The sequence below is a fragment of the Microcystis sp. M079S1 genome, from assembly GCF_020246425.1.
Lineage (GTDB): Bacteria > Cyanobacteriota > Cyanobacteriia > Cyanobacteriales > Microcystaceae > Microcystis > Microcystis aeruginosa.
On sequence record NZ_JADBSZ010000242.1, the window covers coordinates 1 to 23,645 of the forward strand.

General features: G+C 42.2%; 22 protein-coding genes and 2 pseudogenes. 6 read left to right on the forward strand and 18 right to left on the reverse strand.

The features are described from left to right. The 3 genes and pseudogenes from IM456_RS23365 to IM456_RS15960 form a co-directional block, all read left to right on the forward strand. Positions 1-126, forward strand: a pseudogene (locus IM456_RS23365) (RNA-guided endonuclease TnpB family protein); the annotation flags it as partial. Positions 127-170: 44 nt separating this feature from the next. Next, entirely contained in the window at positions 171-1,424 is a 1,254-nt protein-coding gene (locus IM456_RS15955; RefSeq protein ID WP_149987120.1) for an FIST signal transduction protein, read from the forward strand. Positions 1,425-1,462: 38 nt separating this feature from the next. Then, on the forward strand, positions 1,463-2,176 hold the full coding sequence (locus IM456_RS15960) for a Uma2 family endonuclease (RefSeq protein ID WP_149987121.1): 714 nt from the start codon (positions 1,463-1,465) through the stop codon (positions 2,174-2,176). Here IM456_RS15960 and IM456_RS15965 read toward each other — a convergent pair. From IM456_RS15965 to IM456_RS16010, 10 genes are all read right to left on the reverse strand, one after another. Beyond that, entirely contained in the window at positions 2,173-2,952 is a 780-nt protein-coding gene (locus tag IM456_RS15965; RefSeq protein ID WP_004162891.1) for a DUF1350 family protein, read from the reverse strand. The genes IM456_RS15960 and IM456_RS15965 overlap by 4 nt on opposite strands. 640 nt (positions 2,953-3,592) lie before the next feature. Next, positions 3,593-4,141 (reverse strand): response regulator, encoded by a 549-nt coding sequence (locus IM456_RS15970; RefSeq protein ID WP_002758146.1) that lies wholly within the window; start codon positions 4,139-4,141, stop codon positions 3,593-3,595. 256 nt (positions 4,142-4,397) lie between these two features. Then, positions 4,398-6,170 carry a S8 family peptidase gene (locus IM456_RS15975; protein WP_287694699.1) on the reverse strand — a complete coding sequence of 591 codons (1,773 nt, stop codon included), beginning with the start codon at positions 6,168-6,170 and terminating at the stop codon, positions 4,398-4,400. Between the two features lie 135 nt (positions 6,171-6,305). Next, on the reverse strand, positions 6,306-6,740 hold the full coding sequence (locus IM456_RS15980) for a VOC family protein (protein WP_149987123.1): 435 nt from the start codon (positions 6,738-6,740) through the stop codon (positions 6,306-6,308). Between the two features lie 255 nt (positions 6,741-6,995). Then, positions 6,996-8,351 carry a 5-histidylcysteine sulfoxide synthase gene (gene ovoA / locus IM456_RS15985; protein WP_149987124.1) on the reverse strand — a complete coding sequence of 452 codons (1,356 nt, stop codon included), beginning with the start codon at positions 8,349-8,351 and terminating at the stop codon, positions 6,996-6,998. A gap of 40 nt (positions 8,352-8,391) precedes the next feature. Beyond that, positions 8,392-9,402 (reverse strand): L-histidine N(alpha)-methyltransferase, encoded by a 1,011-nt coding sequence (gene egtD, locus IM456_RS15990; RefSeq protein WP_287694716.1) that lies wholly within the window; start codon positions 9,400-9,402, stop codon positions 8,392-8,394. 229 nt (positions 9,403-9,631) lie between these two features. Then, entirely contained in the window at positions 9,632-9,916 is a 285-nt protein-coding gene (locus IM456_RS15995; RefSeq protein WP_287694706.1) for a DUF7734 family protein, read from the reverse strand. Positions 9,917-9,951: 35 nt separating this feature from the next. Continuing rightward, complete coding sequence (locus tag IM456_RS16000; RefSeq protein ID WP_004159290.1) at positions 9,952-10,542, reverse strand: DUF3177 family protein; 591 nt, start codon at positions 10,540-10,542, stop codon at positions 9,952-9,954. Between the two features lie 175 nt (positions 10,543-10,717). Next, positions 10,718-10,942 carry a Calvin cycle protein CP12 gene (locus tag IM456_RS16005; protein WP_002781201.1) on the reverse strand — a complete coding sequence of 75 codons (225 nt, stop codon included), beginning with the start codon at positions 10,940-10,942 and terminating at the stop codon, positions 10,718-10,720. A 472-nt stretch (positions 10,943-11,414) separates the two neighbouring features. After that, positions 11,415-11,732 (reverse strand): DUF4164 domain-containing protein, encoded by a 318-nt coding sequence (locus tag IM456_RS16010; protein ID WP_149987125.1) that lies wholly within the window; start codon positions 11,730-11,732, stop codon positions 11,415-11,417. A 114-nt stretch (positions 11,733-11,846) separates the two neighbouring features. On the opposite strand from IM456_RS16010, the pseudogene IM456_RS16015 reads away from it, so the two are divergent. Continuing rightward, a pseudogene (locus IM456_RS16015) lies at positions 11,847-12,125 on the forward strand (element excision factor XisI family protein). 12 nt (positions 12,126-12,137) lie between these two features. Continuing rightward, positions 12,138-13,790: a DNA mismatch repair endonuclease MutL gene (gene mutL, locus IM456_RS16020; RefSeq protein ID WP_012266901.1), complete on the forward strand. Its 1,653-nt coding sequence runs from the start codon at positions 12,138-12,140 to the stop codon at positions 13,788-13,790. Between the two features lie 75 nt (positions 13,791-13,865). Here the strand turns inward: mutL and IM456_RS16025 are convergent, their stop codons facing one another. Then, positions 13,866-14,978, reverse strand: a complete 1,113-nt coding sequence (locus IM456_RS16025; RefSeq protein WP_149987126.1) for a sensor histidine kinase — start codon at positions 14,976-14,978, stop codon at positions 13,866-13,868. Between the two features lie 581 nt (positions 14,979-15,559). Here IM456_RS16025 and IM456_RS16030 point away from each other — a divergent pair. Further along, entirely contained in the window at positions 15,560-15,976 is a 417-nt protein-coding gene (locus tag IM456_RS16030; RefSeq protein WP_004162910.1) for a DUF1816 domain-containing protein, read from the forward strand. 26 nt (positions 15,977-16,002) lie between these two features. Here IM456_RS16030 and IM456_RS16035 read toward each other — a convergent pair whose 3' ends face one another. The 7 genes from IM456_RS16035 to IM456_RS16065 all read right to left on the reverse strand — a co-directional run bounded on the left by IM456_RS16035 (position 16,003) and on the right by IM456_RS16065 (position 22,353). Further along, the gene (locus tag IM456_RS16035) at positions 16,003-16,197 is read right to left on the reverse strand and encodes a hypothetical protein (protein ID WP_002770192.1); all 195 of its coding nucleotides are present in this window, start codon (positions 16,195-16,197) and stop codon (positions 16,003-16,005) included. 412 nt (positions 16,198-16,609) lie between these two features. Next, a complete protein-coding gene (locus IM456_RS16040) occupies positions 16,610-18,271 on the reverse strand; it encodes an NAD(P)H-quinone oxidoreductase subunit 4 (protein WP_012266897.1) in 1,662 nt (553 codons plus the stop codon). 124 nt (positions 18,272-18,395) lie between these two features. Next, the gene (locus IM456_RS16045) at positions 18,396-19,097 is read right to left on the reverse strand and encodes an ABC transporter ATP-binding protein (protein ID WP_149987127.1); all 702 of its coding nucleotides are present in this window, start codon (positions 19,095-19,097) and stop codon (positions 18,396-18,398) included. 375 nt (positions 19,098-19,472) lie between these two features. Continuing rightward, complete coding sequence (locus IM456_RS16050) at positions 19,473-20,222, reverse strand: septal ring lytic transglycosylase RlpA family protein (protein WP_149987128.1); 750 nt, start codon at positions 20,220-20,222, stop codon at positions 19,473-19,475. Positions 20,223-21,187: 965 nt separating this feature from the next. Beyond that, positions 21,188-21,520, reverse strand: coding sequence for a DUF5615 family PIN-like protein (locus IM456_RS16055; protein WP_002776748.1), 333 nt, complete (start codon positions 21,518-21,520; stop codon positions 21,188-21,190). Beyond that, positions 21,517-21,741 carry a DUF433 domain-containing protein gene (locus IM456_RS16060; protein WP_002745983.1) on the reverse strand — a complete coding sequence of 75 codons (225 nt, stop codon included), beginning with the start codon at positions 21,739-21,741 and terminating at the stop codon, positions 21,517-21,519. Before IM456_RS16060 ends, IM456_RS16055 begins: the two co-directional genes overlap by 4 nt. A 246-nt stretch (positions 21,742-21,987) precedes the next feature. Beyond that, the gene (locus tag IM456_RS16065) at positions 21,988-22,353 is read right to left on the reverse strand and encodes a DUF1257 domain-containing protein (protein ID WP_287694718.1); all 366 of its coding nucleotides are present in this window, start codon (positions 22,351-22,353) and stop codon (positions 21,988-21,990) included. Positions 22,354-23,645 lie beyond the last annotated feature (1,292 nt).

Sequence of the window (23,645 nt, forward strand, 5' to 3'; positions counted from 1 at the left end):
AAGGGATTAAGTAGCGTGGGGCGCACGCAAACTTTAAACGCTTCGGGAGAGATTCCCTCTTGGTTGGTTGGAGAAATCCTGCTTGCTAACGGAGACTCAATGAACGAAGAATCCCTGTCTCTTTAGAGCGGGGAGCGTCAACATTTAGACCAAATTTGGGGTCAAGAAACATGAGCGATCGCATCGAGTGGATTAATGCCCTATCAACCCGTCCCTCCCTAGAAGCGGCGGTGACGGAGGTAGTGGAAAAAGTGCAAGATAAATTAGTTGGATCGGCAGATTTAGCCATAATTTTTATTTCTTCTGCCTATGCCAGCGACTATCCCCGTTTAGTTCCCTTAATCTTGGATAAACTCCCCGTTCCTGTCCTGATCGGCTGCGGTGGGGCGGGGATTGTCGGCATGGATGACAGGGAAAAAGCGCGAGAAATCGAAGCGAGTCCGGCTTTAAGTCTCACCGTCGCCCATTTGCCCAATGTGGAAGTACAGCCTTTCTATATCGAAGCGGCGGAAATGCCCGATCTCGACAGTTCCCCCTCTAGTTGGACAGAATTATTAGGGGTAGAAGCGGCCAAAAATCCCCAATTTATCCTTTTAGCCGATCCTTTTTCCAGTCGCATCAATGATCTGTTAGAGGGTTTAGATTTTGCCTACCCCAGTTCGGCCAAAATCGGCGGTTTAGTCAGTGGTGGCATGATTGAACGTTCTGGGGGTCTATTCTACCACGATCAACAAAAACCCCGTAATACCTATCTCTATCGTCAGGGAACCGTAGGAATCGCCCTTTCTGGCAATATTATCGTCGAAACTATCGTCGCCCAGGGTTGTCGTCCCATCGGACCGATTTATCAGGTGAGTGAGGGAGAACGCAATATTATCATCTCCATGACCGGTAAAGGGGCCGATGGGACTCCCCAACCACCTTTAAATCTACTGCGGGCTTTAATCCCCTCCTTGAGGGAAAAAGACCGAGAATTAGCGCAACACTCCCTTTTTATCGGTATTGCTAGGGATGAGTTTAAAATGCAGTTGCGGGCCGGGGATTTCTTAATTCGCAATGTTTTGGGAGTAGATCCTCGACAAGGTGCGATCGCAATTGGCGATCGAGTTCGTCCGGGGCAGCGGGTACAATTTCACCTGCGCGATGCCGAGACTTCCGCCCTAGATTTAGAATTACTTTTGCAAGCTTTTCCCCAAGAAAAACCCGCTAGTTCAGATATACTAGGAGCTTTGATCTTTTCCTGTCTCGGTCGCGGGGAAAATCTCTACGAAAAACCGGACTTTGATTCGGGTCTTTTTCAGCGTTATTTCGCCAATGTTCCCCTCGCTGGCTTCTTTGGCAATGGAGAAATCGGGCCAGTGGGCGGTCGCACTTTTTTACACGGTTATACTTCGGCTTTTGCCCTCTTTCGTCAGGGAATTTAATGCTATACTAAATAGTTAGTACGCTAGGGAGTAGAACGATGGTAAAAGCGATATCTTTCTCTGAGTCGGAGATTATCTATCCCGATAGTGATGGTAAACCGATGGCCGATAATACCAAACAGTTTCGCTGGATCGTGACGATCAAGGAAAATCTCGAATGTTTATTCGCAGAGAATGACAATGTGTTTATCGCCGGCGATCTGTTGTGGTATCCGGTCGAGGGGGATAATAAAACTTGTCAAGCGCCGGATGCTATGGTGGTGTTTGGCAGACCCAAGGGCGATCGAGGTTCCTATAAGCAATGGTTAGAGAACCAGATTGCGCCGCAGGTAGTCTTTGAAATTCTCTCTCCGGGCAACACTAAAGCGGAAATGCGCCGAAAATGGCAATTTTATCAGCGTTTTGGCGTAGAAGAATATTATCTCTACGATCCCGATGCTAATTATCTACAGGGTTGGTGGCGAAGGGGTGATCACTTGGAGATGATTCCTGCGATCGATAATTGGCAGAGTCCGCTTCTACAGATCCGTTTTCAACTGGAGAGTCCCCAGTTAGCTATTTTTTATCCCGATGGCTCGCGGTTTTTGACCACCCCAGAAATCAAGCAAAAGGCTGAATTAGCCGAACAAAGGGCCGATGCCGCCGAACAGCAAGCCCAACAGGAACGTCAACGGGCCGAATTGGCTGAGGCAAAATTAGCCCGCATAGAGGCGCAATTACGGGCAATGGGGATTAATCTAGAGGAAAGCTAACGAGAGGCCGGAAGGACGGGATTTAACCAGTGGAGAATCTCATCTTTGAGACGGGAATTATCCCGGGCAAGTCCCTGTTTTAACCATTGGCCGATCGCATCGAGGGGAGTAAATACTTCTCCGGTTTGCCAACTGACATCTTGACTCAAGGGAGTGAGATGATTGCCCGGGAGAGTTCGCAGGGCAATTAAATCATTAAAGCGTTTTTTTAGCAGGGGATTTAATACCAGAGATTGATCGATCGTGTCGTCTTGAAAACGGATTAAAAGATTGCGACGAATGGCATAATCTTGGAAAATTAACTCGTTTGTTTCTTCGGGGGAAGGGGTAAATTCGAGGTTAAAAGTGGTGTCAATTTGCAAAGGTTCGATAAAGGGAATAGCTCGACGAATGGGATAATTATTAAAGGAAATGAGGATATTTCCCGCCCGTTCCACTTCGTAGAGACTACCGATTAATAAATGTAGTTTACACCCCATACTGTGACCCAATCCGTAGATGGGGAGATAACCTTGGGGCAGACTATGATTCCAGCGCAGACGTTCAATAATATTATCAAAACGGTTTAAAACTGTGCGGGCGATCGATTTATGATCGAGGGTATTAACAAAGGGAGTCGCAACAATAGCGTATCCTGAATTCCCAAGACTTTCTAACAACCAACGATAGGTAATATTCGGGGCCGCCGCCACAAATGCCCCCCCTAAAAAGTGAATGATACCCCGGGGACGACGGGGGAGAAAAACCCAATTACCTGCTATTTCTTGCCAATTCATAATTAGTTAGGGTTTGCTTAAAAAGTCTATTGGTGGGGTTAGGAGTCAGGAGTCAGGAGTCAGTAGCCAGTCGTTTCAGGCTTTGTTATCCTTCTTTTTGTACCAACTTATGTACTGCATTAAGAATAATGCAAGGTTTTTGAATGTCCCAATCCTATTTTCGCAGCATGAACATCGGATTTTAACAGGTCAAAAGCCTTATTTTAAAAGGGTTTTACCATTATTCAGCAAGCCCTAGTTATCAGTGAATTAATACTAAATCTGGTTATTAAAAACTGATTATTTATTTCCCCTTTTGCCTTTTGCCTGTTGCCTTTTGCCTCCCCTCTATAAGTAGCCTATACTCAACGGATTTAGTATTAGTCACTCACCAAATAAAGACTACTTCATATTATCCTAAATCCTGTTTATAGCGTTTCCCAATCTCATGAGGTACACCAAAATCTTAACTCCTGAATCCTGAATCCTGAATCCTGACTCCTGACTCCTGAATCCTGACTCCTGACTCCTCAAAACCTAAGACTCTGTACCTCACAACTATGGGAATTGCTATAAAAGGGATAGGAGATTAGCCAGAGATTGGCACCGCCAGATAAGGATAACTGCTTGCCCAAGTCATCAAAAATCGGGCTGAATAGTTCTAGGCCAGTTTTTTCTTAATAAAAGCCACTAATTGAGACATTTGTTTCTTCATAGTTTCCATTTCTGTTTGCATTTGGGCAATTTGGGACTGGAGAGTCTGAATATCGGTGCTATAATCCCCGGTGAGTTCCTCTAGTTTCGGGCTAAAAACTGTTGGTTTGGGGGAATATTGTTTGGCCTTAGCCCTCGCTTCTTTAATCGCTTGTACCAATTGTTTTTGGTCGAAAGGCTTCTCAATAAAGGCAAAATGCTGGAAAGGTTCGGGGATTTTCTCTACTACCTCCTCTTTCCGTCCCGACATTAACACTAGGGGGATACTTTTGAGATTATCTTCGGTTTGGATTTGCTGAAACACCTCCCAACCGCTCATTTTCGGGAGAAGGAAGTCCAAAATAATCAAATTCGGGTTTTCGGTACGGATGAGATTATAACCCTCTAATCCGTCTTTAGCTTCGAGAAATTCAAAGTTACCCTCTGGTAACATATCGCGAACGTGCATCCTGATCACTTTACTGTCATCGATAACGAGAATTTTATGATTTGACACGATAGACACCTTAGAAAAGAGACAATAGATAAACTCGATGATTCGAGGGGGTATTGGGGGAAACTTTCGGGATAGGGATTGGGGATTCCCAAAAAACCCTTAGAAACTAACATACACCATAAAGAAAAAACCTCGGTTAATGTCCGAGGCTGCTGTTGTAGGAGAACTCAATGCAAAACAAAAGGAAGATACCAAAACCAAAGAGGTTTTTATCGGTAAATCACCCTTATTGTCCCATTGTAACCCCTGTTTAAGCTTATCGGGATGAAGTAGCACTTTTTAGGGCTAAATAACCTAAACCGAGACATAAAAGCGCATTTACGCCCAAAAATGTCCGAGCGATCGTACCAGAACCTAACCAGATCAGAGTAGGATGGATAACAGCACTGATACCTAAAGTCACCGCCATAGCTAAAGATACCCCCACCGCTAACCATTTTGCTTGGGGATGACTCAAAAGCAGAGCAATCAGGACAAAGGGCAGGATAACACTAGCAAAAAGCGGATTAAGGGCAGAACTTCCCTGAATAACACCTCCTAGGTCGGAAAGAGAACTCCCCATCACTCGGAAAGGCCATTGGGGTAAATCGAAGATATAAAGACCTCTGAGGAAAAATAAGCCAGAACTGCCAAAAATTAGACCAGCATTCAAAAATCCGTTCCAGGAGAAGGGAAAATAACTTCTCAGCCACCAAGCAAGAAGATAAGAACCCAAAACCATGGCCATTTTGGGCAAAACCGCCACCGCGCCGCCATCAATCCAGAAACGGGGATTGAGATAACCGTTATCGCGCAACCAACGCCAAAAATCCCGGAAAGTAATCTGTCCTTTCAGGGCCAATTGTAGGGCATTGCCCGCGTCTAATTGTCCGGCCCCAAAATGATTAAAGGGATCATCATTAATCTTACGGGCCGACTGTTGCAAAACCTCTAAAACTGCATTGGGTTCTTTAATTCCCGCAGCCTTGATTAAAGCTACCACCCCGGCAACGTGAGGGGCAGCCATGCTGGTTCCCTGAAAACCGAGGAACGCCGGTTCCCCCCCCTTAGCCGGATCGATGGTTTCTTGGACAATTTTACCCGTATCGGAGCCGCCTGGGGCAGCAATATCGATTCCGGCCCCGAAATTAGAATAGGGGGCTTTATTTCCGGAGGCATCTACCGCAGAAACCCCGATAACGTGCGGAAAACGGGCGGGATAGGCGGCGGAATTATCATCGGCATTACCGGCAGCGGCGACGATTACCACACCTTTACTATAGGCATATTCGATCGCCTCTTTCATTACTTGGGTTTCGCCTCCACCCCCTAAACTCATATTGATGACATCGGCTTTATTATCGACGGCAAAACGGATCGCTTCGGCAATATCTCCCACGGTTCCCCCACCCGTCCCGGAAAGCACCTTGAGGGGCATAATTTTGGCTTTGTAGGCGATGCCAGCCACCCCGTAGTTATTATTGGTCGATTGGGCAATTGTTCCCGCTACATGGGTTCCGTGACCGTTATCGTCCTCGGCATTGCTGCGATCGTTGACGAAGTCGTAGCCTTCGACAAACTCGGTTTCTCGCAGATCGGGAACTTTTGATACACCTGTATCAATAACAGCGACGGTGATCCCTTCACCGTGATTTTCTTCCCAAGCGCGTTCGATGTTAATTCCCCTCAGGTTCCACTGTTTGCTATAGTCGGGGTCATTGGGGGCGATAAAAGCATGATAAATATAATCGGCTTCGATCGATTCGGTGTATTTTTTTAGGTCGGAATTGCGGAGAGTTTTCAGGAGTTTGCTATCTCCATCGATAATGTAAAGATGTTCATCGATGGAAAAGATACTATTTAAACTGGTGAGTTTTCCCGCTTTTTTGTTGATAGCATTTAACTGCTCATCGAGGACGCTGACGGGTATATCGTCTTTAAAGTCGATTAAAATTGATTGATATTCGCCCCGATTTGCTAATCCAGTAAAGTTAAAGAGAGCAAATCCTAGACCGATAATGAATAGGGTTAACAATAAAAGTTTTTTCATAGATTTCCTAAGAATTGATCATTGCCAGCCAAGGTTTTTTTAGTTTTGATGAGAAAATCTGAGCGAAGTTCCCCTATTTTTGTCTCGATTGAGGAGAGGACTAACCAGTTACAAAAAAGTCACCTGTTGTTTATTTTAAGCTCGATCGCCGATCGCTGTTAATTCCCGACTGGCAAAAATAGCTTCGTAGTGGCGATAATGTTTAAATTCCAGGAGATTATAGAAAGGATCCTCCAGGAAAAAGGTTTTATGTTCGGTTATCTCCCCAGTAAAGCGAGTTTTTGGTTCTAGATAAAATTTTAGTTGATTGAATCGTGCTTTTTCGAGAAGATTGTCCCAATCGCTGGCATCCGGCAGAATTAGACCAAAATGGCGAGGATAAATGCTATTTTGGGGAGTAAGAGGCATTTCGGTGACGTGAGCGACTACCTGATGACCGGAGAAATTTAAGATAATCGCTTTCTCGGTTTCCCTTCCCGCTAAACAACCTAAACCATCACAGTAAAAGCTTTTAGCGGTGGACACATCGGTAATCGGAATAGCGAGATGAAAAATTGCAGGTTGATTCATGGCGATCGATTTTATCCGCGCTCTACTAGGTTCTATTGTAGCGATCGAGGGGCAACTGTTACAGGAATTTTTTAAAAAATTGGCAATTACCTAAAGTTTGCAGAATAAATCTAAAAACCTTGTTGGATAATATCTTTAGGCTTTTTTGACATCAAAAAGTGCTGGCCTTTGCAGTAATCGGGGGGGAAAATTAGGCACTTTTTCCCTGAAAATGGGTAAAACCCCACACCCCACACCCCACACCCCACACCCCACCTAAAGACTTTGTGCGATTCTAAAACCAGCGTGTTGATAAAAATTCCGGCGAAACCAATTGCGATAGTAGGGTAGGATTTCTGTGCCGTTAGTTACCCAAGCTCCTCCTAACATCATTTTATGTTGACTATTAAAGAAAGGAGTGGAATTGTCAGCATAGAGGTAATGGGGTTGAAAGTCAGTTAAGGGATTAAAATCATCTTCTAGCCATTCCCAGACGTTACCGCGTAAATCATCAATTTCTGAGTTATTGCCCGCATTTTTTAACATTCCTACGGGAGTGGGAGAACAGAATTTTAAATTGAGGTTATAGTCCTCAAAGTTATCGTTTTCTAGGTTATAACATCGATTTTTTTGACTGCCATAGGTGGCTAAATTCCACTCAGCTTCCGTCATTAAACGTATTCCTTGACCTTGAAAACGACAGTAGGCGATCGCTTCATAATAGTTCACTTCTACCGGCCAATCAAGAGGTAAATCGAGAGCATCAAACATGGCTCGATATTGATAATTTCCTCGCTCATCTACCAGCCAAAATTTAGGATATTTGACTCGGTAATGATTTTTCCATTGCCAAGCTTCTTCATCCCAATAGCTGGGATTTTCGTAGCCACCATTATCGACAAATTCTTTAAATTCTCCGTTGGTAATCATATATTTACTCACCAGAAAATTGTTAACTTGAACTTGACGATAACCATACTCGTTATCCCAACCATAAATAGGAGAATCTTGGGGTTTACCAATTTCCACTATTCCCCCAGAAACCTCCACCATTTGGTTAGGATAAGCTTGACCAAAAGAAGGGGCATAATGCCACCCTTGAGGACGTTGCAGACGCTCTAAGGGCAGTTGTCTGAGTAACATTGAAGATGTTTCAAAGTGAACACGCTGATGCTCAATTCCCATCATTAATGACCAGAGAGAATGCTGAGGATGAATAGGAAGATTAAGGGGGGTATTTTTAATTATTTCGACCACAATTTCATAGACTTGTTGCCGATATTCCCAAACCTTAGCCACCCCGGGCCACTGAATATGGGCGATAGCAGAGTTTAATTCTGCGGGAGTTGCCGGATCTACTCCCACTCCAAACAATAATTCGTAGTCAGGATTAGGGCTTTTTTTTAATAGGTTAACCAGCTGCAATTTATTAAGATAAAAAGCGGCAGCATGACCTAAATAAAAAATCAGGGGATTTCTTAAATCGTCAGGGTTACAATAAAAAGCTTCTTCTTTGATGATGCTTTTTAACAGCATATCTTCTAATTGCCAAGCATTTTCAAAATAGTCCAGTAGATTTTCTCGACTACATTTATTTAGAGATATAGGAGCCTGTGCTTGAATCTTTTCCATGTTTTTATGCCTCTATTACTGATGAGAATGTTTTCGTTATTTACAGGTATAACTGACAGAGAATTAACCCGAATAAATTTTCAGGATCGGTGAAAACCCTAAGCGGTTTTAATCCCTTTGATTCTAGGTCTTTTTCCATAGTTTCTAGGTTAAATTTACGCGAAATTTCTGTCAAAATACTTTCTGATGCTTGAAAATTAACTGTTAAATCGAGTTTTTTAAGATGAACATGGTGAGTTTTTTGACAAATTAAATACATTTCAATTTGGGATTTGTCTTGATTATAGATAGCTTGATGACTAAATAAATCAAGGTTAAAATCAGCTTGAAAACGCCAATTTAAATGGGAAAGCATATTTAAATTAAAAGCTGCTGTCACCCCTTGGGCATCATTATAAGCTGCTTCTAGAATTGCCGCTGGTTTTTGGAGATCAATCCCTAATAAAAAATAATCTCCAGCTTTTAGGACAGTGGCAATTTCTTCTAAGAATTTATCACATTCAGATGCAGAAAAATTACCGATCGAACTTCCTAAGAAAAAAATCATTCTGGTATTATAGGAAGTGTTTTGATAATAGGCTAAGGCCTGTTCATAGGTTCCAATTAACCCCTGAATGGGTAAATTAGGATATTCTTTTTGTAATTCTATGGCACTAGCTTGGAGAATAGTTTCACTAACATCGATAGGTACATATTTAGAGGATTTTTGTTGCCGATAATAAGCGTCCAATAACAGACGAGTTTTAGTGGAACTACCACTACCTAATTCTATCAATTCGCAGACCCCTGTATAGGCGACAATTTCTTGAGCATATTCTTGGAGAATAGCGGCTTCTGTCCTAGTAGGATAGTATTCTGGTAATTGACAGATTGCTTCAAAAAGTTGGGAACCTTGCCGATCATAAAAATATTTAGATGGCAAACTTTTTGGGGTTTTAGTTAATCCTTCAATCACATCTTTTCCCTCGTCTTTAACCATATTTTGACCGGTGGCAGAGGTAACTAAATACTCAATTTGTAATAGTTCTTGTTTAGATGGGTTAAGTTGCATAGATTCTCCGATTATTCTCCAGTTTTTTGATTGTTCTCGATCGATGCCGAGGATGAAATCCACTTTGACAGCTTGAATACTGGCAGCGATTATTGTTCTTTGGTAATTTTACCACTAAAACGCCGCAAAATTTACCTCTTGTCTAGATAGACAAAGTTTATGGATGGTAAATAAAAGCTGTTAAATCCATCGAGATGGGTGCTGATATTATCCAAGCAAAATTACCAGTTCAATTAATCAGTAAAAATTGCATTTCCTCTAAGGTAAGATTTTCTTGGATATAGCGAGGATTAAGGGGATGATAAGGACTAGCAAGACGATCTATCTTAATAACTCTAGCAGTTTCAGGAATGATCGGAATATCGGGATCGTAGGGGGTGCTGCGGGTAAGGGAACTAGAAAAACCTTTAAAAATAGAGATTTCTTCCTCCTCCCCATCCACAGCAATAGTCACTAATAAAACCTCTTGGGGATTTTTGAGGGTGTATTGTTCGAGTTGTTTACCAATATTCATAGAAAAATGGCTAATTATCGATAGCTAAAGACCTACTATTGTAAAGCTGAACGTCCCTGTTTGCCAAGGCGAATAAGAAGAAAATGGGCAAAATAGAGAGTATAAAAAGAGAGCCCAACTAAACCAAAAAAGCCCAAAACATTAGCGGTAGCTTCTGAATGAAAAATCTCGCGAAACTGCCAAGGTGCTTCCTGCCAAACTTGACAATAGGGAGAATTTAGCAATTCCCCTGACATAGCACAGGAGAGAAAAGGTAAGGTAGAAATTGCGCCCAAAGGACAATAAATCGTTACTGCCCAACGCCAAGCAGTGGTGACAAATTTAATTGGACTGGCGGGTAAATCTTTAATTTCATCGTTAATATCCACCCAAAACCAGAGGGAAATCGGGATTAAAATCTTAGCTAAAAAACTGGTGACAAAACCAATCGGCCAGGAAGCGATCATTAAATATACAGTAATTAATAAAAGACTAGCCACTCGCCAATAAATAATCAACAATTTTTGTAATGATTCGATTTTTGCAAATAAAGACCAAATTAACAAAATTGCCGGAATAATCACCGTAAATAGGACGGCTAAACGATAATCTATCCAAACGAGAGGACGAAACCAAAGTTGATTCATAAACTATTCAGACATAATTACACTGTCAATATTTTACTGTCTTCGGACGCAGGAGCCAAAATCGGCCACAGCTTGACCAACAAACAAAAAAACGAGGGGCGATCTCAGCTATCAAGAGATCGCCCTAAAGCTAGGATTCTACTGTGAGGAGAGAAAAAACCGCTGCCTGACTGCATTAATCTTCATAAATGCGACACTCGGCGGCATCGGGATTAGAATCACAATAATTTTCGAAGTAGGTTTTTTGGGGGTGGTCCTGACGTTGGTGAGCGGCTTCTGCTTGTAATTCTTCCACTGCATCCCAAGCGGCGGCGCATTCGCCAGAGGTGGCACCTTCCGTACTACAGACGGCTCTGGCGTTTTCTAGCTCTTCTTGAATTTTGTCTTGGATATTGCTCATGATTCCTCTGGAATTGATCTATTGACACTCTAACAATTATACAGTCACGTTCTCAAACCACAGGATCGGTTATCCCACTCGATCGCCTTTCCTGTCCTATTAAGCCGATCTTAGCGCAATTTTTGGGGAATTTAACATCAAGATTTCCTGACCGGGCCAATTTTTAGCCTACATTCCGCACTGGAGAAATGCCAGAGGGATTTCTTCCCGGCATAGACAGCGAGCAGAACCATATATCGACTTATTTAGGCCGTCTTAGACCAAATCCGTTTTTAATAGTGTGATTAACTGCCAAGTTATCGATTGTTTTTCCCCGCTCCAGTGCTTTGGCACTCACCTACTCTCCTATACCTTTTACACAGGATTTAGTAAGCTAAACGGCGCTTAACCTGCATGATCCAACAGCTATAACCCTTTTGGAGTCTATATCGGTGATCCGAAGTAAAAGCCGTTTAGCTTATCATTCTAGGGACTAGGGGAAAAAGACTGTTTTGCTGGCAATAGTCAGCATTCCTGTCACCAAAATGCCGACAATGCTAAGGAATCCAATGGTCGTAATGTTGACTCGTGCGTTGAGATCGTCAACCCGCTTTTCTCGTCCCGTAACTTTGGCATCTAAGGCCTTAATATCTCCTTTAATTTCTCCTAGACTGTTCTCGATCGCTTTCTGTCCATTTTCTAGGTTTGTCAGTCGGGACTCGATCGCTGTTAGTCGGGATTCGATCGCTTTCTGTCCGCTAACGATTAAATCTTCTAACCTTTTCAGATCATTCTCGGTAACTGCTGTCATCAGTCACAATCCTCTTAAAGTTGAATTTTTCCTAGTCTCCTAATCAATACTCTATCAATATTTTCTCGGTCGGGGACTCTTTCAAACAGTAATTCACAAAAATCAGATTCCCTACTGAGAGCGCCTAGTGATCCCGTCAAAACTGAAACAGTTTTTGATACCGAACCGGCTCTTTATCTCTTAGTTCATCTGGGTTGCAGGGACAGCAGCACGCGCATTTATAGCTGTATAATTCAGGTTGATATTATTAATAATAAAATCTGAGTGCAGCAGGACGGCACGGCAGCAGCGATCGCTGATAAATTGGTAGCTAGGGGAGTCCCCAAACAAGACATCGTTTTAGCTTACCATGGGCCTCATGTGCGACAATATACCGAGTTTGCCCTTGGCTAAAACCATTAATTGATGACCTTGCCCATACAAGTTTTACCCCAAGACGTAATCGATTTAATTGCCGCAGGAGAGGTAATCGACTCTTTAGGCGCTGTGGTGCGAGAATTAGTCGAAAATGCCATTGATGCGGGGGCAGATAGGATTACCATCGATATATCTCCCCAAAACTGGCGAATACAAGTATCGGATAACGGCAGGGGAATGTCTAGAGAAGATTTGCAACTGTGTAGCTATGCCCACAGTACCAGCAAAATCCGCCAACGCGACGATCTGTGGCAGATTACCAGTCTCGGATTCCGTGGTGAAGCTTTGCACAGTATCGCACAGGTGGCGCATCTGCGGGTTGCCAGTCGCCATGACGATGATTTAGGTTGTTATTGTCTTTACAATCACCAAGGCGAGCCGGGTAATTTAGAAACGATTCCTATAGCTATCGGTACTATCGTCACGGTAGAGAATCTCTTTGGTAACTTTCCCGTGCGTCGTCAAGCTTTACCGTCAATTAACAAACAATTAAAGGATATACAGACTTTAATTCATAATTTTGCTCTCTGTCATCCCCAAATTACTTGGCAGGTTTTTCAAGATCATCAAGATTGGTTACGCATTAGTCCGGGTAAGGATGCCAGTCAAATATTACCCCAATTAGTTAAATCTCTGCATTTTAACGATTTAGCATCCCTAAAACTTGACTTAACGACTCCTGACGCAGAATCTGCTCAAATTGAATTAGTCATTGGTTTGCCCGATCGCATTTCTCGCCATCAACCAGATTGGGTTAGAATTGCTGTTAATGGGCGAATGGTGCGCTCATCGGAGTTAGAACAGGCAATATTTGAAGCTTTCGCTCGCACAGTCCCTAAAGATCGCTATCCCGTTTGTTTTCTCCATCTACATCTTAACCCTCGTTCGATCGATTGGAATCGTCACCCAGCCAAAGCGGAAATATACCTGCATAACCTCATTTTTTGGCAAGAACAGATAATTTCAGCCATAGACAAGGCGTTAGGACTAAATCCCGAACATATACCCGAAAAAGCGCAAAATCAGCGCGTCAGTCAAATTCTCAAGGCTGCCGAAGAAAAAAGCACCTATACAATAGGGGAGAAATCCCCGAAAAATCGGCTGGAATTAAAGGCAGTAGCCCAAATTCACCAAACTTACATAGTTGCCGAACATCCTCACGGATTATGGTTAGTCGAACAACATATTGCCCATGAGCGGGTTTTGTACGAACGTTTAGAGGATAACTGGGAAATCGTGCCGTTAGATACTCCGATCATCTTAAATCAGTTAACTACTCGACAAATCGAACAATTACAACGTTTAGGATTAGAAATTGCTAGTTTTGGCGATCGCTCTTGGGCAATTCGTAGTATTCCTGTTCTACTAAAAGAACGCGAGGATCGGGCTGATGCTTTACTAGAATTAAGTTTAGGGGGGGATTTACAAACCGCTCAGGTTGCTACCGCTTGCCGGAGTGCTATCCGCAACGGTACAGCTTTAAGTTTAAAAGAAATGCAGAATTTACTCGATGATTGGCAAAATACCCGTAATCCCCGCACCTGTCCCCACGGAAGACCGATTTACTTATCCTTAGAAGAAACCTCGCTCGCTCGCTTCTTCCGTCGTCATTGGGTGATCGGCAAAAGTCACGGCATTTAATCAGTGATCAGTTATCAGTGATCAGTTATCAGATGTGAGTTTTCAGTTTACTGATTACTGATTACTGTTCACTGTTCACTGAAAATTGGCAGATATGGTGAGGGAAAAACGGAAAGTGCTGCCTTTACCTAATTCACTTTCCACCTCGATTTGACTTTGGTGTAATTCCACTAAACGACGGGTAATCGCTAAACCAATACCACTACCCCCAGAATAACGGGAACGAGAACGATCGGCCCGCCAAAAGCGCTCGAAAATAAAGGGTAAATCCTCTGCTGCGATGCCAATTCCTGTATCGATAACGGCAATTTGTAGGCGATTTTTGTCCCTTGTCACTTGCAGGGTAATTGCACCATGATCGGTGTAACGAATGGCATTACCGAGCAGATTAACTAGGATTTGTTCGAGGCGATCGGGATCGGCCATGACAGATGGTAAATTGGGGGGACAATCTAACTGTAAAGTCGGTCCATCTTCTAATAATTGATCGGCAAATTTTTCGATGAGAGAATTTAACAAAGGCAATAAATTAACAGGTTGCATTTTAATCGAGAGATAACCAGATTCCGCTCGCGATAGCTCCTGTAGATCGTGGGTTAAACGTTCTAACCTGCGGGTTTCTTTCACTAATTTCTGATAAAGTTCTGGATTAGGTTCGATCGCACCATCGGCTAATTCTTCTAAATATCCCCGTACCACAGTTAAAGGGGTGCGTAATTCGTGGGTAAGATCACCGATTAATTCCTGGCGCCGTTTTTCCACATCGGCTAAACTAATCGCCATCTGATTAAAACTGATGGCTAATTGATTTAATTCTGGGATTTCGCTTTCTGGAACTCGCGCCGATAAATCCCCTTCAGCAAAATTTTTAGTGATTTGTTTCATTTGTTTTACCGGTTTCATAATGCGTTGAGAAACCAAAAAACTTAGATAACCAGCCGTACTTCCTCCCGCAATGAATGACCAAATGGCACTACTATCCCAAGCTGTCTCAAAACCCCTAACCAAGAAAGTTCTCGCTGATCGCACGGTAAAAAATCCCTGCCTTTCTAACTGTTCCAAACGCAAAACAAACATTCGAGGAGAAGATAATTTAGCAATGATAATAAAGCTACTCAATCCCACCACCATAACGAGGAGATGGGATAAAAATAATCTGGTTCCTAAGCTTAATTTTGGTGGCCGCATATTTGTTAAAAAACTCTATTTGTTGTCAATATTATTGAGAGATTGCTGCATAAATCTAAAAACCTTGTTGGCTAATATCTTTTGGTCTTTTTGAAATCAAAAAGTGCCAGCCATTGGATTGTTCGGTGGGAAAATTTAGGGACTTTTTCCCTGAAAATTAGGTAATTGACCACCTAAAAATGGGGAAAACCCTACACCCTACACCCTACACCCCACACCCTACCCCTAGGAAAAACTTTTTGCCGCAAACCCTATTGACAGTGTTTCTCATAAAGATGAAGTATAAGAGGATTTGGCATCGACCACCGACTCCAAAAAACAAAAACTTTGTACCTCACCATTAAGATAACGGCCCTAGATTCGGCTATAGCATCATAAAGAACTCTATCGGGTTCTTCTTGTTGAAGAATCTCTCGTCAAGCTATGCTGTGAGGGGAGAGTAGGCCAAAACCTAACTTTTTGCCGCTCTATACTATCGTATCAAGATGCGCTACTCTGTTAGGAGATGATTTTGCTTGAGTCATCTGCTCAAAGTAGCGTCTGTTTTTTAACCCTTACCCTTAAAAGAGAATCTTTTCTGTATGCTAGAGGCTAATAATCAGGGAGAGAATCAAATATTTCTCTATGAAGTTGTTTTTTCGGGTTCTTCTGGCTCTTTGCCTCAACGCTTCTCCCGAACAGTCCTGCGAGTACCTAAAAGCCGCATGAGTCAAGAAACACAACGCCTCCTGCGCCAAGGGGCTAAGATTCTCAGTATAAGGCCTCTTGACCCAGAAACTGCCCCGATTAAGCCTAGTTTACCACCTCAACCTTGGTGGATAGAGATCACCACCACTCAGCCGAAATGTCTCTATTATTTCGGTCCTTTTGAGAGTTTTTCTGAAGCTTTATCCCATCAATCCGGTTATATCGAAGACCTCCAATCGGAATCTGCCCTGGGAATTAACAGCGAAATTAAACAATGTCAGCCAGAGGTTTTAACTCAAGAATATTTTTAATGTATGGTATCTAATTATACAGATTTTTAGGAATAGTTAGCTTCCTCTTGTTTTCGTTTAATAATGCCTTTACCCTCACAGAATTTACAGGGGACGGATTCATTCTCCGTCTCTAGATAGATTCTTCCTTTGCCCTGGCAGTGGGGACAGATAACTTTTTCTTCCCACCAATAATTCTCTAAAAAAGCCTCATCGGTAATATAGGTAAAATCTTCAAACATTGGCTTGTCCTCTTATCGTTGAGATAGCTTAATCTGGATTCATCTTTCAACCTGAGAAATTGAAAATCACTTTTACCCCCATCGTAAAAAAGATCGGGTTCATTCTTCTTGAAACTTAAATTACTTCATATTTATTTATGTTTATTAATATATAATGAGTGTTCACTATCAATCGGGTGTATCTCATATTTGTGACTTTCTCTCACTTATGGTGATCAGCAGAAGTTATACTAAATCCGTTTTTAATAGTGTGATTAACTCCCAAGTTATGGATTGTTTCTCCCCGCTCCGCAGCTCCGGGGCTCCCCACTCTCCTATACCTTTTAAACAGGATTTAGTATTATCTCCTCGCCAAAAAAATCAGGAGCAGAATTTCTACTCCCGATAACCTATTCACTTTAGACTTGCCAATTTATTGGAAGATACTGGCAACCTTGGCGCTTACGTCCGGTTGAGTTTCAGCGTAGATATTTTGACGAGTGGCGGCGATTTCTGTGTAAGCTTGACGCACTTCCGAGTTAACTGCCACCGTTTTCACATCGTAGATACGGGTAGCCAGTTGGGGATAGAAACCGATAGCGACAATCAAAGCGAGGAAAGAGACAGCGATAAAGATTTCTCTGGGTTTAGCGTCACTATATTCTGATTCATGAGGGAGGACACAGCTAGTACCAAAACAAACTGCCTGTTCGTTACTTTTGTTGGGGAGAATGTTAGTAATATCGCAGGAAGAACCATCTCCGTAGAAAACTTGACGAAGCATGGAGAGTAGATAAATCGGGGTGAGGATTAAACCAACGGAAGCGAGGAAGACAGTCACAACCCGGAAGGTTTGGCTATAAACGTCACTGCTAGTGACACCGATGAATACAGTAATTTCACTGGCAAAACCGCTCATTCCGGGTAACGCTAGGGAAGCCATGGCGCCGGCAGTAAAGAGAGCGAAGACTTTCGGCATCGCTTGGGCAATCCCACCCATCTCGTTTAAAGCTAAAGTATGGGTGCGGTCGTAGGTGACACCAGCAAGGAAGAATAAGACGGCGGCAATTAAACCATGGGAGAGCATTTGTAACATAGCACCGCTAATACCCACATCGGTAAAGGAAGCAATCCCTAAAAGGACGAATCCCATGTGTGAAACCGAGGAATAAGCGAGACGGCGTTTCATGTTTTGTTGACCGAAGGAAGCGAAAGCACCGTAGATAATATTAACCACACCGAGAATCGCTAGAATCGGGGCAAAGTAGATGTGTGCATCGGGTAGAAGACCCATATTAAGACGGATTAAACCATAACCACCCATTTTAAGGAGAACACCAGCGAGTATCATTGATACAGGTGCAGAAGCTTCACCGTGAGCATCGGGGAGCCAAGTATGGAGGGGGAAGATGGCGAGTTTGACTCCGAAAGCGATTAATAAACCGGCGTAAAGTACTAATTCTAAAGCGAGGGGATAATCTTTAAATCCTAATTCCGCCATATCAAAGGTCATTGCACCACCACCGTAAAGGGCCATGGCTAGACCGGCAACGAGGATGAAGATAGAAGCGGCGGCGGTGTAGAGCAAGAATTTAGTGGCGGCATAACGACGTTTTTGACCACCCCAGATGGAAACGAGTAGATAAACGGGAATTAACTCGATTTCCCACATTAAAAAGAATAATAATAAGTCTTGGGCGACGAAAACACCAATCTGAGCGGCGTAGAGCAACAGCATCAGGAAGTAGAATAAACGGGGTTTGCGGTCCACTTGCCATGCGGCCAAGATAGAAAGGGTTGTCACCAATCCTGCTAATAAAACTAACGGTGCCGAGATACCATCCACCGACACCGCCCAACTTAAACCAATTTGGGGAACCCAATCGATTTTTTCTACTAATTGTAGGTTGGGGTTGCTTAAATCATATTTTTGTAAAAAGACGTAGCACATTAATATAAAGTCTGCTAGTCCGACTCCAAGAGCGAACCAACGAACGGTTTTTCCTTCTTTGTCGGGGATTACAGGGATAAGGAAGGAGGCAAGCAAGGGGAGCAAAATGATGGCACTGAGCCAGGGGAAGTTAGCCGTTAGCATGGCAGTAAGAAAAAATACCTATTTCGTTATGTGTTCATTTTATGCGACTTTGTAAAATTTTGTGAATATTTTTTGTCCTACCTTTACCATAGGCTTTTATCTATAATTGGCGCATCATCATCGATTAACCCAAATAAGCTTGTTTGACCCGCTCATCCCTGAGTAAATCCCCGGCTTCTCCTGCGATAGTCAAGCGTCCCGCTTCCAAAACATAGCCGCGATTGGCAGTTTCTAGGGCTAAATTGGCGTTTTGTTCCACTAACAGGATAGTTACTCCCGATTCGTTTAATTGACGGATAATACTGAAGATTTCTCGCACTATCTGCGGCGCTAGTCCTAAACTGGGTTCGTCTAGTAACAATAACTTGGGACGACTCATTAAAGCTCTGGCGATCGCCAGCATCTGCTGTTCCCCACCGCTTAGGGTTCCCGCTAACTGCTCTCGGCGCTCCGATAGTCGGGGAAACAGTTGCCACTGCTCTTCGATATCGCTTTTTACTCCTAGGCGATCGCTTCTCGTATAAGCACCTAACTGCAAATTTGTCAAGACTGTTTGACGCGCTAAGATTCTTCTCCCTTCCGGACTATGGGCAATTCCCCGCTTAACGATTTCATGGGGCGGTAAATGGGTAATATCTTGACCTTGATAAATTATTCGCCCCGTCTTTGCCGTTAAAATCCGAGATATCGTCTTTAGAGTCGTCGTTTTTCCTGCTCCGTTCGCTCCAATCAGGGTGACAATTTCCCCCGTTTCTACCCTTAAGCTAACCTGCTGTAATGCCTTTATTCCGCCATAATTAACCGATAAATCGCTAATTTCTAACATAAACCCAGTCAAATCCCAATAGGATCACTATAGCAGTTATCAGTTATCAGTTATCAGTTATCAGTTACCAGTGATCAGTTATCAGTTACCAGTGATCAGTTATCAGTTACCAGTGATCACTGATCAGATGTGAGTTTTTAGTCAGTCCCGATGAAAAAATTTTCACCCCCACAGATGAAAGAGGTTTCCTTCCCTACACCCCACACCCCACACCCTACACCCTCTTTCAAGTCAGGGATAAGGAGGAATCCCGATCATTTGTACTGAATTTTCCAAGACGCATTATTGAGTGAGGGGTATTGAGTAGCATTAACAGTGCTGTCTTTTCACTGCTTACTGTTTACTGATAACTGTTTACTGATAACTGATAACTGATTATCTGCCTAAAACTTCCAAGACAACCGGGGCAACTCCCGATTGGAAAACACCGATAATCGCTGCCGCACCTCTGGAGAGATCGATGACGCGACCACCGCTAAACGGACCGCGATCGTTAATTCGCACCACCACCGAGCGCCCGTTACGCAGATTAGTTACCCTAACCTTGGTGCCGAAAGGTAGATAGCGATGGGCGGCGGTTAAACTACTAGAGTTAAAAGTCTCACCACTAGCGGTGCGACGACCGTGGAAACCAGGACCATACCAAGAGGCCATTCCCTTTTTACGGGGGCGACTGCTGGTTTTTACCGCTTGGCTTGTTTTCGGCTTCTCTGCTGGTGTCACTGAGGCAGGATTGCTGGCTGGGGCATTAGCCGGGGCCGGCTTGACTTGATTGGGTTGTGATTGGGGTTGTACCGTCGAAGGAATGGCCTCTTGGGTCTGGGGTGTAACGCTTGCAGGGACGGTATTTTCTTTGTCCACTAGGGACTCCAAAGTTTTTAGAATTTCGTTAGCATTATCTTGAACCGAACGTGATATCTTAATACTTGAATCATTTGTTCGACTATTAGAAAAATCGGACAGAATGGTTTGAGAAGTGGACTCGATAACAGTTTGACGATCTACGCCAATATCCGTCAGGCTGTTGCTGTGTCCTGCTGTCTGGGAACAAATTATCGAGGCTGTAGTCCCCACTACGGTAAGGGCAGTTACAGCTTGTAGTTTGTTGATCAGTTGTTTATTCATAGACTTTCTTATTTTGCGTTAGCAAGTTCCCAATGCAAAGCTGAAGGAATTTGCTAACATTCCTTTGCGTTTGCAGAGCTAACTTGGTTGCGTTCTGTTCAACCGTATCACGGAAAATTGGTTGGTCATTACAAGAATTTATATCGTTATCGGGCAAGAGAATCAAAAATTTAAATAAAGGGTTGACTGGCGCTAAAAACCAAGTTAAGATAAAAGGTTTTTAATTTTTTGTCTCCTAGAGGGGGTCAAGGTTAGGAAAACTTGGGGAATTAGTGCAATTTTGAGGGGGAATAATGCTAGTATTGACAAGGCTTTCAGGGATTATCAGCCTTCCTCGATTTCTCTCTATGTATGCAGATAATGGTTAATAAAACTGTTTTCTTCGCTACAAAAAACCAGATTTTTAAGATCAATGTCAAATCGGGTTAAAGGTCAGAGATTAAAAATTATAATAGGGGCTTGACAAAGAACTAAAAATAAGCTGTTATTAGCCAAACTTAACTATAGAATCAGAAATGCTGATACAGGCTAATACTAAATCCTGTTTAAAAGGGATAGGGAAGTGGGGAAGTGGGGAAGTGGGGAGTATTTTGCTGTGAACAGTGAACTGAAAACCCGCATCTGATCACTGAATACTGACTCCTAACCCCACGAAACGCTTTTTCGGCAAACCCTATATATATAGATGGCCGAGGTCCGAACGGGTGTAGGGAAAGAAACCTCTTTCATCTGTGGTGGTGAAAATTTTTTCATCGGGACTGACTCCTAACCCCACGAAAAGCTTTTTCGGCAAACCCTATCTAATGTGTGTTGCGTTTCCTTAGGTCAATCCAGTGAGAAAATTAATCGTAGTAACGCACCAATTTAATGACAAAGTTGGTGCGTGGGGTGCAGATTATTGATTTTGGTTTTTTAACAGAATTGGTAGCCGCAAACACACACCCTACCAGATTAAGTGCTCACACTCAACTTAATATCAGCATACTTTCTGTTTCACTATTGTAAAATTTAATAACGATTAAAAAATTATCCCTTAAAATTTCGATAATTTTTGCAGTGGGACTATTGCCAATACGAAGATAGATAAATTTGGGTGGATGACCATATAATAGACTGCGCTGATGAAAATCGGCATCTTTAGAGACAATTACAAAATCGTTGAATTTGGCAAATTCCCAGATAAGTGCATCATCAGTATTGATCAGTCCTAAAGTCTTGACGTGCTGAGAATCAGAATATAAATCAATTATTTTATCAATAATCCGATCTGACAAATTTTCATCTAATAACAGTTTCATAAAGAGGTGATAAATAATTTTTTCTCTCGATCAGCAGCAAAAGCCAAACAAGCTTTGATATCCTCGGAAGTTAATTCTGAAAAATCCTCAAGAATTTCTGCTTCTGTCATTCCTGCTGCTAAATATTCTAGAATATCGTACACAGTTATACGCATTCCTCGAATGCAGGGTTTTCCGCTTCGTTTTCCAGGTTCAATGGTAATAATGTTTTGGTAACTCATAATGCTTTAATTATTTTGACATTCCCAATTATATCTTATTCGATGACAGAGAGCGCACTCCACCCCACCGACAAGAACGATCACCCTTCAACTTCGTACCACTCTTAGGGTGTGAAGTGCGAAAGCATAATGCACCAATTTAATAATAAATTTGCTGCGTCGGGTGCAGATTGTTAATTTTGGTTTTTAATCAGAGTTAGTAGCCGCAAACACGCACCCTACAAGATTAGCAGATTAGAGATCGCGCTAATTTAAACCTCTCTCTTTAATTTCTTTAAGGGTTTTATTAACAGCATATTTTGCATTGATACTATTAATCAATTCAGTTTGACTATGTTTTTTAGCAACTCCCCATAAATCAGCAATTAAGTCAAAAGTTCCATCACCATTGCAACTCCAACCTAGATCATAATCTCCCTCTAGCACAGCAACAATATCTGCTCTAACTCTTTGACCGTTAAAACCACGAACATCTGCTTCACGTTTAACTATTATTCCTAAATCCTGCAAAGATTTTACTAAAATTTCAGGATCAGTTATTTTAGTTCTTAAAGTAGAAAAATAACCACCGACGGCTCTTTTGTTCTGACTATATTGATCAGGGTTTCTCAACTCTCTGAAATTATTACGCCCAAGAAGTTCTCGAAACTTTTCTTTAATGTCAGAATCTAGATCTTTTCTAGCTAATATGGTTTCGATAATTGCTCCTATTTCTGAGTCATTTGTTATTCTACCTAATGCCGTCAAAAATCCAATAATTTCCCCTTCAGCCTTATTAGCTAGTTGTTGAATAATGGGTAAAGTTTGAGGATTATCTCGCCAATGGGTTACTAAAGCTTCAATTGCTCTATGTTCACCCTTGTTAGCTTGTTGTTGAATAATGGGTAAGGTTTGAGGATTATCTCGCCAATGGTTTGCTAAAGCTTCAATTGCTTTTGATTGACCCTTGTTAGCTTGTTGTTGAATAATGGGTAAAGTTTGCGGATTATCTCGCCAATGGGTTACTAAAGCTTGAATTGCTAGACTTTTACCCTTGTTAGCTTGTTGTTGAATAATGGGTAAAGTTTGAGGATTATCTCGCCAATGGGTTGCTAAAGCTTCAATTGCTTCTGATTTACCCTGTCTAGCAAATTCCTGTAGATAAACTAACGCCTCAGAATGAATTTTAGCAATTCTAGATAATTGAATAACAGCTTGATCTTGAACATACCAAACATTTCTTTCAGTTGCTATAGATTGAAGAACACTCCATCCTGTCCGATGATCTTGCCAAATTGCTCCAATTTTAGCAACTGTTTTTTCCTTAAAATCAGTATCAGCATACCTATAAGACAATTTAGTTAAGGATTGAAGACTATCTAACAATCGCTGACTTAGTTCAACATAAATAGACTGGTTTCGCAATTCTCCATAACAATCTGCTGCCAAAAAAAGATGAGCAAATTCCTGATCTTTTTCCTCTATATCAATGAGATAATTAATTAACTCTTCAGCAATTTCTTTAGTAAATTCTGCACTTAGCATCCCCATCAATAAACATAAAACTTCTTTCCAAACAGGATCTGAATAATGTTCTCCAAATACTTTGGTTTTCAATTCCTCAAGAGTAATTCCGTCTGGTAATCCTCGTTTTTTAAATCTTTCATAAAACTCGCAAGCACAAAAGTATTCTAAAAAAGTTCGATGAACAAAAGCAAAAGCATTGCCACCTAAAGAACAAAGAATAAAATTACGATAGCGCAGTTGTTTGATGATTAAATCAGTGGCTCTTCGTTACTTGTTATGGTTCGATAGGGTGGCATAAACAGACTAAATCCTTATCTGGCAAGAGATTTAATTGATTAGTTCGCTCTAGATCAAAAAAATTGACAAAAATCGCCAAATGCCTTTCTATATAAGGGGTC